Origin of the sequence: Pseudomonas sp. N-137 (assembly GCF_034555295.1) — a bacterium.
GTDB lineage: Bacteria > Pseudomonadota > Gammaproteobacteria > Pseudomonadales > Pseudomonadaceae > Aquipseudomonas > Aquipseudomonas rhizophila.
Genome location: NZ_JAXUDQ010000010.1, coordinates 417,758 through 433,390, shown reverse-complemented (window position 1 = coordinate 433,390; position 15,633 = coordinate 417,758). Strand labels below are relative to the sequence as shown.

General features: G+C 59.8%; 16 protein-coding genes. 12 read left to right on the top strand and 4 right to left on the bottom strand.

The features are described 5' to 3' along the window. Positions 1-53: 53 nt before the first annotated feature. Complete coding sequence (hepT, locus tag T3A99_RS11500) at positions 54-482, bottom strand: type VII toxin-antitoxin system HepT family RNase toxin (RefSeq protein ID WP_139048917.1); 429 nt, start codon at positions 480-482, stop codon at positions 54-56. Further along, positions 472-867 (bottom strand): type VII toxin-antitoxin system MntA family adenylyltransferase antitoxin, encoded by a 396-nt coding sequence (gene mntA, locus T3A99_RS11495; RefSeq protein WP_188251425.1) that lies wholly within the window; start codon positions 865-867, stop codon positions 472-474. Before mntA ends, hepT begins: the two co-directional genes overlap by 11 nt. 334 nt (positions 868-1,201) lie before the next feature. Between mntA and T3A99_RS11490 the strand changes: the two genes are divergently transcribed. The 7 genes from T3A99_RS11490 (at position 1,202) to T3A99_RS11460 (ending at position 6,793) form a co-directional block, all read left to right on the top strand. Beyond that, on the top strand, positions 1,202-1,840 hold the full coding sequence (locus T3A99_RS11490) for a peroxiredoxin (protein ID WP_003206652.1): 639 nt from the start codon (positions 1,202-1,204) through the stop codon (positions 1,838-1,840). A 296-nt stretch (positions 1,841-2,136) separates the two neighbouring features. Then, complete coding sequence (gene ssuE / locus T3A99_RS11485) at positions 2,137-2,730, top strand: NADPH-dependent FMN reductase (RefSeq protein WP_047226064.1); 594 nt, start codon at positions 2,137-2,139, stop codon at positions 2,728-2,730. A gap of 90 nt (positions 2,731-2,820) precedes the next feature. Further along, positions 2,821-3,786, top strand: a complete 966-nt coding sequence (locus T3A99_RS11480) for a sulfonate ABC transporter substrate-binding protein (RefSeq protein ID WP_047226063.1) — start codon at positions 2,821-2,823, stop codon at positions 3,784-3,786. A 24-nt stretch (positions 3,787-3,810) separates the two neighbouring features. After that, on the top strand, positions 3,811-4,959 hold the full coding sequence (gene ssuD / locus T3A99_RS11475; RefSeq protein WP_160893856.1) for an FMNH2-dependent alkanesulfonate monooxygenase: 1,149 nt from the start codon (positions 3,811-3,813) through the stop codon (positions 4,957-4,959). Between the two features lie 7 nt (positions 4,960-4,966). Beyond that, entirely contained in the window at positions 4,967-5,749 is a 783-nt protein-coding gene (ssuC, locus tag T3A99_RS11470; RefSeq protein WP_107321382.1) for an aliphatic sulfonate ABC transporter permease SsuC, read from the top strand. After that, positions 5,746-6,552 (top strand): aliphatic sulfonates ABC transporter ATP-binding protein, encoded by an 807-nt coding sequence (ssuB, locus tag T3A99_RS11465; RefSeq protein WP_107321383.1) that lies wholly within the window; start codon positions 5,746-5,748, stop codon positions 6,550-6,552. The genes ssuC and ssuB overlap by 4 nt, the downstream gene beginning before the upstream one ends. Before the next feature lie 25 nt (positions 6,553-6,577). Further along, a complete protein-coding gene (locus T3A99_RS11460) occupies positions 6,578-6,793 on the top strand; it encodes a TOBE domain-containing protein (protein WP_003177394.1) in 216 nt (71 codons plus the stop codon). Positions 6,794-6,891: 98 nt separating this feature from the next. On the opposite strand, the gene T3A99_RS11455 is transcribed toward T3A99_RS11460, so the two are convergent. Together T3A99_RS11455 and T3A99_RS11450 are read right to left on the bottom strand one after the other, a co-directional pair. Then, positions 6,892-7,524 carry a TetR/AcrR family transcriptional regulator gene (locus tag T3A99_RS11455; RefSeq protein ID WP_047226059.1) on the bottom strand — a complete coding sequence of 211 codons (633 nt, stop codon included), beginning with the start codon at positions 7,522-7,524 and terminating at the stop codon, positions 6,892-6,894. Between the two features lie 238 nt (positions 7,525-7,762). After that, positions 7,763-9,139 carry a glutamine synthetase family protein gene (locus tag T3A99_RS11450; RefSeq protein ID WP_047226058.1) on the bottom strand — a complete coding sequence of 459 codons (1,377 nt, stop codon included), beginning with the start codon at positions 9,137-9,139 and terminating at the stop codon, positions 7,763-7,765. A 278-nt stretch (positions 9,140-9,417) separates the two neighbouring features. Here T3A99_RS11450 and T3A99_RS11445 point away from each other — a divergent pair, with 278 nt between their 5' ends. The 5 genes from T3A99_RS11445 (at position 9,418) to T3A99_RS11425 (ending at position 15,601) form a co-directional block, all read left to right on the top strand. Next, entirely contained in the window at positions 9,418-10,200 is a 783-nt protein-coding gene (locus tag T3A99_RS11445) for a gamma-glutamyl-gamma-aminobutyrate hydrolase family protein (protein ID WP_322834314.1), read from the top strand. 41 nt (positions 10,201-10,241) lie between these two features. After that, entirely contained in the window at positions 10,242-11,600 is a 1,359-nt protein-coding gene (locus T3A99_RS11440; RefSeq protein WP_047226056.1) for a glutamine synthetase family protein, read from the top strand. 60 nt (positions 11,601-11,660) lie between these two features. After that, positions 11,661-13,025 carry an aspartate aminotransferase family protein gene (locus T3A99_RS11435; protein WP_047226055.1) on the top strand — a complete coding sequence of 455 codons (1,365 nt, stop codon included), beginning with the start codon at positions 11,661-11,663 and terminating at the stop codon, positions 13,023-13,025. Between the two features lie 181 nt (positions 13,026-13,206). Then, positions 13,207-14,319 (top strand): polyamine ABC transporter substrate-binding protein, encoded by a 1,113-nt coding sequence (locus T3A99_RS11430; RefSeq protein WP_076386499.1) that lies wholly within the window; start codon positions 13,207-13,209, stop codon positions 14,317-14,319. A 214-nt stretch (positions 14,320-14,533) separates the two neighbouring features. Continuing rightward, entirely contained in the window at positions 14,534-15,601 is a 1,068-nt protein-coding gene (locus T3A99_RS11425) for a polyamine ABC transporter substrate-binding protein (RefSeq protein ID WP_076386497.1), read from the top strand. Positions 15,602-15,633: the final 32 nt, after the last annotated feature.

The window sequence follows — 15,633 nt, the reverse complement described above, 5'->3', positions numbered from 1 at the left end:
GCGGGGCTTTTGCGTTTCTGGGGAGGCGGGAGGATCTTTTTGCGGTCCCTTCGCTATCGTGCAGACTCCGTCGCATCTTTACGCAGGATGAAAGCACTGAATGCCAGAAAATCGTCCAGATGCCCGGTAATGATCGCAACCATGATCGGCAATTGCAGGGCTTGGTAGTCATGCACGGCGATATTCCTGAAACCCACCATGTTCTTCAGGTTTTTCACCAGACCTTCTTCCACCCAGCCTCCTTGAAAAAGCAACTCGAATGTATCGCGGGCACTTTGCGGGACACCCAATCGCTCACGTCGAATCAAATGCTGTCCCATATCCAGTGCCGCTTCACACGCACGCTGGATGTTCAGGACTGCCGAATCCTGGCGAGTGAAATCGGTGGCAAACGTAGCGGGATCTTTCTCGTACTCCTCCCGTACCCTGGCGACGCAACGCTCGATACTCGCGGCTTTGTTGATCAGTACGTCATCGGCCATACACGCTGCCTTCTTCCTGAATATCCTTGAGCAATCCCGCCCGAGCCTCATCGAGAGCGGTTTTTTCGCTGAGGATAAAACACTCGAACAAACCCGCCTGTACGTCTCTGGCCCAGAGCCTCTGGCCTCGGGTCACGATCTGGTATTGCATGACGGTTGTTGCCCCGCGTAAATCAATCAGATCCACCGGACTGCCCGCGATATCCGCCAAGTCACCTGAAAGCTGCCACAACGACACAGGATCGACTTCGCCGGACAAAAGCACGGCAATATCGACATCACTGTCAGGCCCGGCGGTGCCCTGTGCATGGCTACCGAACAGGTAAACCGCCAGCAGTCCAGGAAGATGGTTTTGCAGATGAGTCAGCAAGGCTTGAATGTTCATGCTGCCTATCCTAGCCGCTCGTCCTGAAATCGCGTCAATAATTTCCGCAGTGTGGGTACAAAACAAAAAAAGCCCCGCCCGGCAATACGCCGGGCGGGGCCTTTGCGTCTTCGGATCAGGCCCACCCCTGTAGCCTTCTCCGAACCTTCTCCTCTTTCAGCAACTCGAGGCCTTCTCGAAACCTCGGAAATAATCATGAGCGGCTAGGCCCGAAGCCGCCAGTGAACAGTTTTTTATATTCGCTATTGATCTAGATAAATGGATATTGATTCTTTTTAAAGCAATCAAAACCGGTGCACAGTTTGGGCTCACAAAAACCATCAGGAGCCGCACCATGAGCCTCAGACTCGGCGACATCGCCCCCGATTTCGAACAGGATTCCAGCGCCGGCAAGATTCGCTTCCACGAGTGGCTCGGCGATAGCTGGGGAGTGCTGTTTTCCCATCCGGCGGATTTCACACCGGTGTGCACCACCGAACTGGGCCTGACCGCCAAGCTCAAGGACGAGTTCGCCAAACGTGGAGTCAAGGCCATTGCTCTCTCGGTAGACCCGGTGGACTCGCACCACAAGTGGATCGAGGACATCAACGAAACTCAGAATGCGGTGGTCAATTTCCCGATCCTGGCCGACGCCGACCGCAAGGTGTCAGACCTGTATGACCTGATCCACCCCAACGCCAGTGACACCCTGACCGTGCGCTCCCTGTTCGTGATCGACCCGAACAAAAAAATCCGCCTGACCATCACGTACCCGGCCAGCACCGGGCGCAACTTCAATGAAATCCTGCGGGTCATCGATTCGTTGCAATTGACCGACAACTACAAGGTGGCGACACCGGCCAATTGGCAGGATGGCGATGAAGTGGTAATCGTGCCATCGCTCAAGGATGAGGAAGAACTCAAGCAGCGCTTTCCCAAGGGTTACCGCGCGGTAAAACCTTATCTGCGCCTCACTCCGCAGCCCAATCGCTGACGCAAAACCTGAACCTGTGGGAGCGAGCCTGCTCGCGATAGTGGTCTATCAGTCGACATCGCCGCCGGCAGATCCGCCGCCATCGCGAGCGGCTCGCTCCCACAAAGAGGATCTCTGTGCACTAAGGGTTTTGGCCGTTCCGACGGCCTTTTTTACGTCTTGATGTTTATATCTCTTTATCGAATAAACAAATGAAAAAATATGATTTAAAGATATATAAACCGGCTGTTATGGTTTGCTCCATCCCGCGAGATCGCCCACTGCGCATCGCACGTGACAGTTAAGGAATGGTTGGTATGTTGGTTGTCTCGCTCGGCGGCAGTCCTAGCCAGCGCTCCCGTTCAGGAGTGCTGCTGGAGCGCTCACAACGTTGGTTGCAGCAACAGGGGGTGGAAGTGGTGAGCTATCAGGTGCGGGATTTTCCCGCCGAGGATTTGCTCCATGCCCGCTTCGGCAGCCCCAAGGTGGTGGACCTGCTCGCCCAGATCGAAAACGCCGACGGGCTGTTGATCGCCACGCCGGTCTACAAGGCGTCTTTTTCCGGTGCATTGAAGACAGTGCTGGACCTTCTGCCGGAACGTGCCCTGGCCCATAAGGTGGTATTGCCCATGGCCACGGGCGGCAGCATCGCCCATATGCTGGCGGTGGATTACGCCCTCAAGCCGGTGCTGTCGGCGCTCAAGGCCCAGGAAATGCTCCATGGGATTTTCGCCGAAGACAGCCAGATCGCTTATGGCGAAGGCAGTGCCCAGGCGCAGTTGGCCCCGGCCCTGCAAGCGCGCCTGAGCGAAGCGCTGGAGCAGTTCTACAGCGCCATGGCTCGCCGGCCAAAGCCGCTGGACCCCAGCGTATTGAATGAACGCCTATTGAGTGCTCGCTGGAGCATCTGACCCGATACATCACTGATTCAACTCCACCTTACTCAGCCGCCAACGGCCAAGCAGGTGCAGCCAAAACCCCACAGCAAAAGGAGAGGCGCCATGCGCACTGTCATTTTGCGTCGCGGGCTGGTCGCTCTGTTTGCTGCGGCTGTGTCCTTCGGCGCCATCACCCAGGCTCAAGCCGAGACCCTTCGGATCGGTTACCAAAAATACGGCACGTTGGTGCTGCTCAAGGCCAAGGGTACTTTGGAAAAGCGCCTCGCCGCCCAGGGCGTGGACGTGCAATGGACCGAGTTTCCCGGCGGCCCCCAACTGCTTGAAGGCTTGAACGTCGGCTCCATCGATTTTGGTGTGACCGGCGAAACCCCTCCGGTATTCGCCCAGGCGGCCGGCGCTGACCTGCTTTATGTGGCTTACGAGCCGCCCGCGCCTGACAGCGAGGCGATCCTGGTGCCCAAGGGCTCGCCCATCCAGTCGGTGCAGGACCTCAAGGGCAAGAAAGTCGCGCTGAACAAAGGCTCCAACGTCCACTACCTGCTGGTCCGGGCACTCGAAGATGCAGGCCTCAAGTACGCCGATATCCAGACCGTTTTCCTACCACCGGCCGATGCCCGTGCGGCGTTCGAACGTGGCAGCGTGGACGCCTGGGTGATCTGGGATCCGTATCAGGCGGCCGCTGAGCAACAGTTGCAGGCACGCACCCTGCGTGACGGCAAAGGCATCGTCGATAACCACCAGTTCTACCTCGCCACCAAACCCTATGCGCAAAAAAATCCCCAGGTCATCACGACGCTGGTGGAAGAAGTGCGCGCGGTGGGGGAGTGGTCCAAGGCCAACCCTGAAGAGGTGACCCAGCAGGTAGCGCCGCTGCTCGGCCTGCCGGCGGACATCACCCTGACGGCGGTGAAACGCCAAGGCTACGGGGCGTTGTTCCTCACGCCGGACGTGGTGGCGGCGCAGCAGAAAATCGCTGACCGCTTCTACCAGCTCAAATTGATCCCCAAACCCTTGAGCATCAAGGACGTGATCTGGACGCCGCCGGCGGCCGTTGCGAAAGCGCAGTAATTCGATCCCTTAGGAGACCACTCCATGAGCCTCAATATTTTCTGGTTCCTGCCCACCCACGGCGATGGCCATTACCTTGGCACTGCTGAAGGCGCCCGCGCCGTCGATCACGGCTACCTGCAGCAGGTAGCCCAGGCGGCGGATCGACTGGGTTTCGGCGGTGTGCTGATTCCTACCGGGCGTTCCTGCGAGGACTCCTGGCTAGTGGCCGCTTCGTTGATTCCGGTGACCCAGCGCCTGAAGTTCCTCGTCGCCCTGCGCCCCGGGATCATTTCCCCGACGGTGGCGGCGCGCCAGGCCGCGACGCTCGACCGGTTGTCCGGTGGACGTGCGCTGTTCAACCTGGTGACCGGCGGCGACCCGGACGAACTGGCTGGCGACGGCCTGTTCCTGGACCACGAGCAACGCTACCAGGCGTCGGTGGAATTCACCCGCATCTGGCGCCGGGTGCTGGAAGGCGAAACCGTGGATTATGACGGTGAGCACATCAGTGTGAAGGGCGCCAAGCTGCTCTATCCGCCAATTCAGCAACCGCGTCCGCCGCTGTATTTCGGCGGCTCGTCGGAAGCTGCCCAGGATCTTGCGGCCGAACAGGTGGAAATGGTGCTGACCTGGGGTGAGCCGCCCGCAGCCGTCGCGCAAAAAATCGAACAAGTGCGGGCCAAGGCCGCGAAGCTTGGCCGTACCGTGCGCTTCGGCATCCGCCTGCATGTGATCGTGCGTGAAACCAACGCCGAAGCCTGGCGAGCGGCCGACCGGCTGATCTCCCACCTGGACGACGACACCATTGCCCGTGCCCAGGCCTCCCTGGCGCGTTTCGATTCGGTGGGCCAGCAACGTATGGCCGCGTTGCATGGCGGCCGACGCGACAAGTTGGAAGTCAGCCCCAACCTGTGGGCCGGTGTCGGCCTGGTGCGCGGCGGCGCCGGAACGGCGTTGGTGGGCGATGGCCCGACCGTGGCGGCCCGGGTCAAGGAGTACGCCGACCTTGGTATCGACACCTTTATCTTCTCCGGTTATCCACACCTGGAAGAGTCCTATCGCGTGGCGGAACTGCTGTTCCCACACCTGGACGTGGAGCGCCCGGAGTTGCCGAAGAGCCAGGGCTATGTGAGCCCGTTTGGTGAAATGGTCGCCAACGACATTCTTCCCAAAGCCGCGTCCCAGAGCTGAGGCGGCCATGAAGAAAATTATCCACAACCTGGCGCCCTGGGCGGTGCCGCTGCTGTTGCTGGCGGTGTGGCAACTGTCGGTATCGGCAGGCTGGTTGTCCACGCGGATCCTGCCGGCCCCCGTGGCCGTCATCGAAGCCGGGGTCAACCTGGTGCGCAGCGGCGAAATCTGGACGCACTTGGCCATCAGCGGTTGGCGCGCAGCGGTGGGCTTCCTGATCGGCGGCGGCATCGGCCTGACCCTGGGTTTCATCACCGGTTTGTCGACATGGGGCGAGCGACTGTTGGACAGCTCGGTGCAGATGGTGCGTAACGTGCCGCACCTGGCGCTGATTCCGCTGGTGATCCTGTGGTTCGGCATCGATGAGTCAGCGAAAATTTTCCTGGTGGCGCTGGGCACGCTGTTCCCCATCTATCTCAACACCTACCACGGGATTCGTAACGTCGATCCGGCGCTGGTGGAAATGTCGCGCAGCTACGGCTTGTCCGGCTTCAGCCTGTTTCGCCAAGTGATCCTGCCCGGCGCCTTGCCTTCGATCCTGGTGGGCGTGCGCTTTGCGTTGGGCTTCATGTGGCTGACGCTGATCGTGGCGGAAACCATTTCAGCCAGTGCCGGCATCGGTTATCTGGCGATGAATGCCCGGGAATTCCTGCAGACCGACGTGGTGGTCCTGGCGATTCTTCTGTACGCCGTGCTCGGCAAACTGGCCGACCTTGCCGCCCGCGGGCTTGAGCGGGTCTGGCTGCGCTGGCACCCGGCGTATCAAGTGAGCAAGGGAGGTCCCGCATGACCGCCCAACAACCTCCACGCTTGCTGCGCGGTATCCCGCTGGCCGTGCGCAAATTGCAAAAAAACTTCGGTTCGCGCCAGGTTCTGCGTGACATTGACCTGCATATACCGGCCGGGCAGTTCGTGGCAGTGGTCGGGCGCAGCGGCTGCGGCAAAAGTACTTTGCTGCGCTTGCTGGCTGGCCTCGATCAACCCACTGACGGCCAATTACTGGCGGGTTCGGCACCGTTGAGTGCCGCACAACAGGACACGCGGTTGATGTTCCAGGAGGCGCGTTTGCTGCCCTGGAAAAAAATCATCGACAACGTTGGCCTCGGCCTAAAGGGCAACTGGCGCCCGCAGGCGTTGCAAGCACTGGAAGCCGTCGGTTTGGCCGACCGCGCTCATGAGTGGCCGGCGGCGCTGTCTGGCGGACAGAAACAACGGGTGGCCCTGGCCCGCGCGCTGATTCATCAGCCACGCCTGTTGCTGCTCGACGAACCCTTGGGGGCGCTGGACGCCCTGACCCGGATCGAGATGCAGCAATTGATCGAGCGCCTGTGGCAGCAACACGGCTTCACCGTGCTGCTGGTGACCCATGACGTCAGCGAGGCGGTGGCCATCGCCGACCGGGTGATCCTGATCGAGGACGGCCGGATCGGCCTCGACTTGGCCATCGACCTGCCACGCCCACGGGCTCGCGGCTCTCATCGGCTGGCGAGCCTGGAAACCGAAGTCCTCAACCGCGTGCTGTCCTTGCCCGGCCAACCGCCGGAGCCCGAACCGATTTCACCCTTGCCTACGCAACTGCGTTGGGCGCAATAACTTCATCCAGACAGGAATCGACACCATGACTATCAAAGCCATCAACGTACGCAACCAGTTCAAAGGCACCATCAAGGAAATCGTCGAGGGCGACGTGCTGTCGGAAATCGACGTACAGACTGCCTCGGGTATTGTCACCTCGGTCATCACCACTCGTTCCGTCAAGGAGCTGGAGCTGGCGATCGGCAGCGAAGTGATCGCCTTCGTCAAATCCACGGAGGTGTCTATCGCCAAGTTGTGAGCGATGTTTCACCCACAGCCCCGGACGGCATGAGCCCTTCGGGGCTTATCGTTCCCACGCTCTGCGTGCTAACGCCTCTGCGGATGCTCCGCGTTCGATCAATCAGAGCGCTTGGGCAAATACGGCGGCAGATACAACCCCAGGTAAGCATCGAACACCCGCATGCCTTCTTCGGCCATGCGCGGGGTGATCTGGCCGTGTTGCTGCACCGAGCGCGCGTACACGCGGTCGCCCAGTTCCATGGCCAGGGCGAACACATCAACGTCATGGGGCAGTGCCGGCAGTTCGAAATGGCGAGCGAAGAGCTTGTGCAACAATTCGCCGAGTTCGAGATCGTGCTGACGGTCGGCCTGGATGACTTCAGTCAGGCCATGTTGGGCCAGGATCAGTTGGCGGGCGGCGGCGTCCTGGCTGTAGATGGTCAGCATGCGTTGCTCCACCTGCCGCGACAGGTCGTGCCAGTGGTTCAGTCGCGCATGATCGATCGGCACTTGCAGGCAGGCGCGAAAGGCCGCGTGGACGTCGGCGGTCAGCCCTTGCAGCAGGGCCGGGACGCTGGCGAAGAAGTGATACACCGAGGAGGGCGGGATCCCGGCGCGTTCGGCGACGCTGTAGATCGACAGGCTGGCCACGCCTTCGGCAGCGAGCAGCGTGCGGGCGGCATCGAGAATCGAGTCGATCCGGGCCTGGCTGCGGGCGCGAGGCTTGCGAGGGGTGGCGGTGCGCGTCATCGGTGTCTCCTGCGGGGCTGCCGGGCATTGTACGAGCCGGGTTCAGTGTTGTCTTCAAGGCCGTCATCGCGAGCAGGCTCGCTCCCACATTGGATCTTTGGTGGTCAGTTAATCATGCTCACCACAGTTCCCTGTGGGAGCGAGCCTGCTCGCGATCCGCTGAAGGCGGCCATCCACCCCAAGGCATAAAAAAACGCCGCAGCCTCGAAGGCCTGCGGCGTTTTTTACTGCAACCCGCTTACACGGTATGCAGGTACCAGTTGTACTCAAGGTCGGAGATGGAGTGTTCGAACTCCTCCAGCTCGCTTTCCTTGCAGGCCACGAAGATATCGATGTATTTCGGATCGATGTACTTGGCCATGACTTCGCTGTCGTCCAGCTCGCGCAGGGCATCGCGCAGGTTGTTCGGCAGGCTTTGCTCGTTCTGCTCGTAGCTGTTGCCTTCCACCGGCGCACCGGGCTCGATCTTGTTGACCAGGCCATGGTGCACGCCAGCCAGTACGGCGGCCATCAGCAGATACGGGTTGGCGTCGGCGCCGGCCACGCGGTGTTCCAGACGCACCGCATCGGCGGAGCCGGTGGGTACGCGCAGGGCCACGGTGCGGTTGTCCAGGCCCCAGGTCGGCGAGTTCGGCACGTAGAACTGTGCGCCGAAACGACGGTAGGAGTTCACGTTCGGGCAGAGGAAAGCCATCTGCGCCGGCAGGGTCTCGAGCACACCGCCGATCGCGTGACGCAGTGCGGCGTTCTGCTCGGGATCCTCGCTGGCAAAAATATTCTTGCCATCTTTATCCAGGATCGAAATGTGGACGTGCAGGCCATTGCCCGCCTGGCCCGGATACGGCTTGGCCATGAAGGTGGTGTCCATTTCATGGTCGTAGGCGATGTTCTTGATCAGGCGCTTGAGCAGTACCGCGTAGTCGCAGGCCTTGATCGGGTCGGCCACGTGGTGCAGGTTCACTTCGAACTGCGCCGGGGCACTTTCCTTGACGATGGCATCGGCGGGAATGCCTTGCTCCTTGGCTCCCTCCAGAATGTCCTGGAGGCAATCGACGTATTCGTCGAGGTCGTCGATCAGGTAGACCTGTGTCGAGTGCGGGCGTTTGCCGGAGATCGGCGAGCGGGGCGGTTGTGGGCGTCCATTCACGTTCTCCTGGTCGATCAGGTAGAACTCCAGTTCGAATGCCGCGCAGATGGTCAGGCCCAGCTCATCGAACTTGGTCACGACCTGGCGCAGGACTTCGCGAGGGTCGGCGAAGAAAGGGTCACCTTCAAGTTCGTGCATGGTCATTAGCAGTTGCGCGGTAGGGCGCTTCTGCCAGGGCTCGTTGCACAGGGTGTCAGGGATTGGATAACAGATCCGGTCAGCGTCGCCGATGTCCAGGCCCAGGCCGGTGCTTTCCACCGTGGAGCCGTTGATATCCAGGGCAAATAAAGAGGCCGGCAGGTTGATGCCTTTCTCGTAAACCTTGTGGAGGCTGGTGCGTTCAATGCGCTTGCCGCGCACCACACCATTCATATCCGCAATCAGAAGGTCAACGTACAGAACCTCAGGATGTTCCTTAAGGAACGCGTTCGCTTCGTTAAGCTGAACGGCACGCGGGGGTACCGACATGATGCAACACCTTTGTTGTTAAAAATATCAATCATTGATCTCTTCTAAACCCAGTCAACCCGAACGGCATGCCGAAGTCAAGCTGGGCCTTTTTTGCTCTAAAAAAGCACCTGTGGGGCTTTTTTGAGGCAATTTGGGGCGTTTTTTTCCCTTTGGAGCAGACGGCGCCCGCAGGCTTGAGCGGGCCGTGTTGTATTTTTTACGGGGGTGTTGTGTAAAAAAATGAACAAGGCTAAGCTCGATTCAAACCCATAACAGCAATAATACCGGGGTGCTTCATGTCTCGCCTGCCGTTAATCGGCGTCACCACCTGCTCCAGGCAGATGGGTCTGCATGCGTATCACGTCAGTGGCGATAAATATTCCCGGGCTGTGGCGACAGCCGCCAAGGGCTTGCCAGTGCTGATTCCGTCCCTGGCGGATCTGTTCGCGCCGTCCGATATTCTGGACGCCCTGGACGGCATTCTTTTTACCGGCTCTCCTTCTAATGTAGAACCTTTTCACTATCAGGGCCCCGCCAGCGCGCCGGGCACTGCTCATGATCCTGCACGGGATGCCACCACCCTGCCGTTGATCCGCGCCGCTGTAGCGGCCGGCATCCCGGTGCTGGGTATCTGCCGTGGGTTCCAGGAGATGAACGTAGCCTTTGGCGGCAGCCTGCATCAGAAAGTTCATGAAGTCGGAACGTTCATCGATCATCGTGAAGACGACACTCAAGCGGTGGATGTCCAATACGGTCCTGCCCACGCCGTGCATATCCAGCCTGGCGGCATCCTGGCAGGGCTGGGGCTGCCGCAGGCGATTCAGGTCAATTCGATCCACAGCCAGGGCATCGAGCGCCTGGCACCTGGGTTGCGGGCCGAAGCGGTGGCGCCGGATGGCTTGATCGAGGCTGTTTCGGTGCCAGGAGGCAAGGCTTTTGCTTTAGGTGTGCAATGGCACCCTGAATGGGGGGTAAGCTCCAATCCTTACTACCTTGCGATTTTCCAGGCATTTGGCGATGCCTGCCGGGCAAGGGCAAGGGCAACACAACGCGACGCCGATGCGTCAAACAACGCCTGACTACTAAATAGCAGCCAGGAAACTCACGCCTAGAGGCATTTATGAGTAACAACCTCGACCAGCTCACCGATTGGTTGAAAGACCATAAGATCACAGAAGTCGAATGCATGATTGGCGACCTGACCGGCATCACCCGGGGCAAGATCTCGCCGACCAACAAGTTCATTGCCGAAAAAGGCATGCGCCTGCCCGAGAGCGTTCTGCTCCAGACCGTTACGGGCGACTATGTCGAAGACGACATCTACTACGAACTGCTCGACCCTGCCGACATCGACATGATGTGCCGCCCGGACGAAAACGCAGTGTTCCTTGTGCCCTGGGCCATCGAGCCCACCGCCCAGGTTATCCACGACTCCTACGACAAGCATGGCAATCCCATCGAACTGTCGCCGCGCAACGTGCTCAAGAAAGTGCTCAAGCTCTATGCCGACAAGGGCTGGCAGCCGATCGTCGCGCCGGAAATGGAGTTCTACCTGACCAAGCGCAGCGACGACCCGGACTTCCCGTTGCAGCCGCCCATTGGCCGCTCCGGTCGCCCGGAAACCGGCCGTCAGTCGTTCTCGATCGAAGCGGCCAACGAATTCGACCCGTTGTTCGAAGACGTCTACGACTGGTGCGAACTGCAGGAGCTGGACCTCGACACGCTGATCCATGAGGACGGCACGGCGCAGATGGAGATCAATTTCCGTCACGGCGACGCCTTGTCCCTGGCCGACCAGATCCTGGTGTTCAAGCGCACCATGCGCGAAGCGGCGCTCAAGCACAACGTAGCCGCCACTTTCATGGCCAAGCCCATGACCGGCGAGCCCGGCAGTGCGATGCACCTGCACCAGAGCATCATCGACAAAGACACCGGCAAGAACGTCTTTTCCAATGAAGACGGGACCATGAGCACGCTGTTCCTGAATCACATTGGAGGTCTGCAGAAGTTCATCCCCGAGCTGCTGCCGCTGTTTGCCCCCAACGTGAACTCGTTCCGCCGCTTCCTGCCGGATACGTCGGCGCCGGTGAACGTGGAATGGGGTGAAGAGAACCGCACCGTGGGCCTGCGCGTGCCGGAAGCCGGGCCGCAGAACCGTCGGGTGGAAAACCGTTTGCCGGGCGCCGACGCCAACCCGTACCTGGCGATCGCCGCCAGCCTGTTGTGCGGCTACATCGGCATGGTCGAAGGCATCAACCCGAGCGCGCCGGTGGTGGGGCGAGGGTATGAACGTCGCAACCTGCGCCTGCCACTGACCATCGAAGATGCCCTCGAGCGCATGGAAAACAGCGCCACCATCGAGAAATACCTGGGCAAGAAATTCATCACAGGCTACGTCGCGGTCAAGCGGGCCGAGCATGAAAACTTCAAGCGCGTCATCAGTTCGTGGGAGCGGGAATTCCTGCTCTTTGCCGTCTGAAGCGCCGGGCGGGACTGCTTCAGGCAGTTCCGTCCCCACCGATCTACAAGGAGAATTCGCATGACCGGCAACAATCCGCAAACCCGTAAATGGCAGGCCCTGAGCAACGATCACCACCTGGCGCCATTCAGCGACTTCAAGCAGCTCAAAGAGAAAGGCCCGCGCATCATCACCCACGCCAAGGGCGTTTACCTGTGGGACAGTGAAGGCAACAAGATCCTCGATGGCATGGCCGGCCTCTGGTGCGTGGCCGTCGGCTACGGCCGCGACGAACTGGCCGACGCCGCCAGCCAGCAGATGCGCGAGCTGCCGTACTACAACCTGTTCTTCCAGACCGCTCACCCGCCGGTGCTGGAATTGTCCAAAGCCATCGCCGACATCGCCCCTGAAGGCATGAACCACGTGTTCTTCACCGGCTCCGGCTCCGAAGGCAACGACACCATGCTGCGCATGGTCCGCCACTACTGGGCGATCAAGGGCCAGCCGAACAAAAAAGTCATCATCAGCCGCAAGAACGGCTATCACGGTTCGACCGTGGCCGGCGCGAGCCTGGGCGGCATGACGTACATGCACGAGCAGGGCGACCTGCCGATCCCCGGCATTGTCCACATCGCCCAACCCTACTGGTTCGGCGAGGGCGGCGACATGAGCCCGGAAGAGTTCGGCGTATGGGCGGCCAACCAGCTGGAAGAAAAGATCCTGGAAATCGGCGTGGACAACGTGGGTGCCTTCATCGCCGAGCCGATCCAGGGCGCGGGCGGAGTCATCGTGCCGCCGGACAGCTACTGGCCGCGCATGAAGGAAATCCTCGCCAAGTACGACATCCTGTTCGTGGCCGATGAAGTGATCTGTGGTTTCGGTCGCACCGGTGAGTGGTTCGGTACCGATCATTACGGGTTGAAACCCCACATGATGACCATCGCCAAGGGCCTGACCTCCGGTTACATCCCCATGGGCGGCCTGATCGTGCGTGACGATGTGGTGGCGGTGCTCAACGAAGGCGGCGACTTCAACCACGGGTTTACCTATTCCGGTCACCCGGTAGCCGCTGCGGTGGCCTTGGAAAACATCCGCATTCTGCGCGACGAAAAGATCGTCGAGCGTGTTCATGGCGAAACGGCACCCTATTTGCAACAGCGCCTGAGGGAACTGAACGATCATCCGCTGGTGGGTGAGGTACGCGGTGTCGGCTTGCTGGGGGCGATCGAACTGGTACAGGACAAGGCCACGCGCAAGCGCTACGAAGGCAGGGGTGTGGGCATGATCTGCCGGCAGTTCTGTTTTGATAATGGGCTGATCATGCGCGCCGTGGGTGACACCATGATCATTGCGCCGCCGCTGGTGATCAGCAAGGCCGAGATCGATGAACTGGTGACCAAGGCGCGGCACTGCCTGGACCTGACGCTCAGTGCGTTGCAAGGCTAAGTGCTAGGCTCTGAGCGAGGCGCCCGTACGGGCCTCGTCCGGCGTAAACAAAAGGCTGGGCTTTTGTTGAAAGGCTGGCCTGTAACTTGCCAGACTACCGGCTGTTCAAGTTGCCCGCGAGCCGGCTACTGAACGACGGCTAAGAAGAATAACTGGAGCATTTTTCATGAAGGCATTAGGCATGAAGACATTAGGTATGAAGATGGCTGGCAAGACCCTCCTCGCCATGTCCCTGACGGGCGTGATGGCGAGTGCTGTTCAGGCGGACGACAAAGTGCTGCACGTCTATAACTGGTCCGATTACATTGCACCGGACACGGTCGCCAAGTTCGAGAAAGAGACGGGGATCAAGGTCGTCTACGACGTGTTCGACAGCAACGAGACCCTGGAAGCCAAGTTGCTGGCGGGCAAGTCCGGTTATGACATCGTGGTGCCGTCGAACAACTTCCTGGCCAAGCAGATCAAGGCCGGTGTTTACCAGGAGCTGGACAAGTCCAAGCTGCCGGACTGGAAGAACCTGGACACCGACCTGCTCAAGGCCGTGGGCGATGCCAGCGACAAGGGCAACAAATATGCCTTCCCCTACATGTGGGGCTCCATCGGTATTGGCTACAACCCGGAGAAGGTCAAGGCTGCACTGGGTATCGACAAGATCGATTCGTGGGACGTGGTGTTCAAACCGGAAAACATGGCCAAGCTCAAGAGCTGCGGCGTGAGCTTCCTCGATGCACCGACCGAGATGATCCCGGCGGCACTGCATTACCTGGGCAAGCCGACCGACAGCAAGGACAAGGCTGACCTGAAGGCCGCTGAAGACCTGTTCCTGAAGATTCGTCCTTCGGTTGCCTATTTCCACTCCTCCAAATACATCTCGGACCTGGCCAACGGCAACATCTGCGTGGCTGTGGGTTACTCCGGTGACCTGGAGCAGTCCAAGGAGCGCGCCAAGGAAGCGGGAGACAAGGTCAAGCTCAGCTACGTCATTCCAAAAGAAGGCGCCGGCACTTTCTACGACATGGTCGCCATTCCCAAGGACGCCGAGAACGTCGAATCCGCCTACAAGTTCATGAACTTCCTGATGCAGCCGCAGATCATGGCTGAAATCACCAACGCCGTACGTTTCCCGAACGGCAACAAGGCGGCCACGCCACTGGTGGACAAGGACATCACCAGCGATCCGAGCATCTACCCGTCTGACGAAGTGAAGAAGCAGCTGTATGCAATCAGTGATCTGGATGCCGGCACGTTGCGTCTGATCACCCGCAGCTGGACCAAGATCAAGTCTGGCAAGTAAGCCGGTCTGAGGCATCTTCCTGTTGTCGCCGGCATCGCGGCGGCGGCAACGGGAATAATTAAATGACTAAAAGTTTTGCTGGATCGGTTTATCGAGGGTAAGTTGCGCGCCGGTTTTGTTGCAGGGCACATCGCTGCCAGGTAACGGGGGCAACTTGGGCCCAACTATTTAAGAGGACCTCCACGTGCCTGTTTTTTCTTTGTTACGCAATGCCATGCTGATCGGTGCCGGACTGACGCTTGCCGTCAGCGTCCAGGCTGCCTCCACCGTGCATATTTATAACTGGTCGGATTACATCGGCGAGACCACCCTGGCGGACTTTGAAAAGGCCACGGGGATCAAGCCGGTGTACGACGTCTTCGACTCCAACGAAACCCTGGAAGGCAAACTGCTGGCCGGTCGTACCGGCTACGACGTGGTCGTGCCGTCCAACCATTTTCTGGGCAAGCAGATCAAGGCCGGGGCGTTCCAGAAACTCGACAAGTCGCAGTTGAGCAACTACGCCAACCTGGACCCGGTGCTGCTCAAACGCCTGGAGAAGAATGATCCGGGCAATCAGTACGCCGTGCCCTATCTGTGGGGTACCAACGGCATCGGCTACAACGTCGAGAAGGTCAAGGCTGCGCTGGGCGTCGACAAGATCGACTCGTGGGCCATGCTGTTCGAACCGGAAAACATCAAGAAACTCTCCAGCTGTGGCGTTTCGTTCCTCGATTCGGGCGACGAGATGATCCCGGCGATGCTCAATTACCTGGGCCTGGACCCCAACAGCCAGAACCCTGAAGACTACAAGAAGGCCGAGGCTCAACTTCTCAAGATCCGGCCTTACGTCACCTACTTCAACTCTTCCAAATACATCTCCGATCTGGCCAATGGCGAGATCTGCGTGGCTGCCGGTTTCTCCGGTGACATCTTCCAGGCCCGCGAACGTGCTGAAGAAGCGAAAAAGGGCATCGAGATCGCTTATGTGATTCCCAAGGAAGGCGCCAACCTCTGGTTCGACATGCTGGCGATCCCGCGCGATTCCTCCAACGTCAAAGAAGCCCACGCCTTCATCAACTATTTACTCAAGCCTGAAGTGATCGCCCAAGTCAGTGACGCCGTCGGCTATGCGAACCCCAATCCCAAGGCCGGCGAGTTGATGGACCAGCAAGTGCGCACCGACGAAGCGGTTTACCCACCGCAAGCGGTCGTTGACAAGCTGTACGTCAACTCCGAGCTGCCGCCCAAGATCCAGCGCGTCATGACCCGCAGCTGGACCAGGGTCAAGTCAGGCAAATAGGGTCAAGCGCTTTAACTATTCCAAGGCTCGTC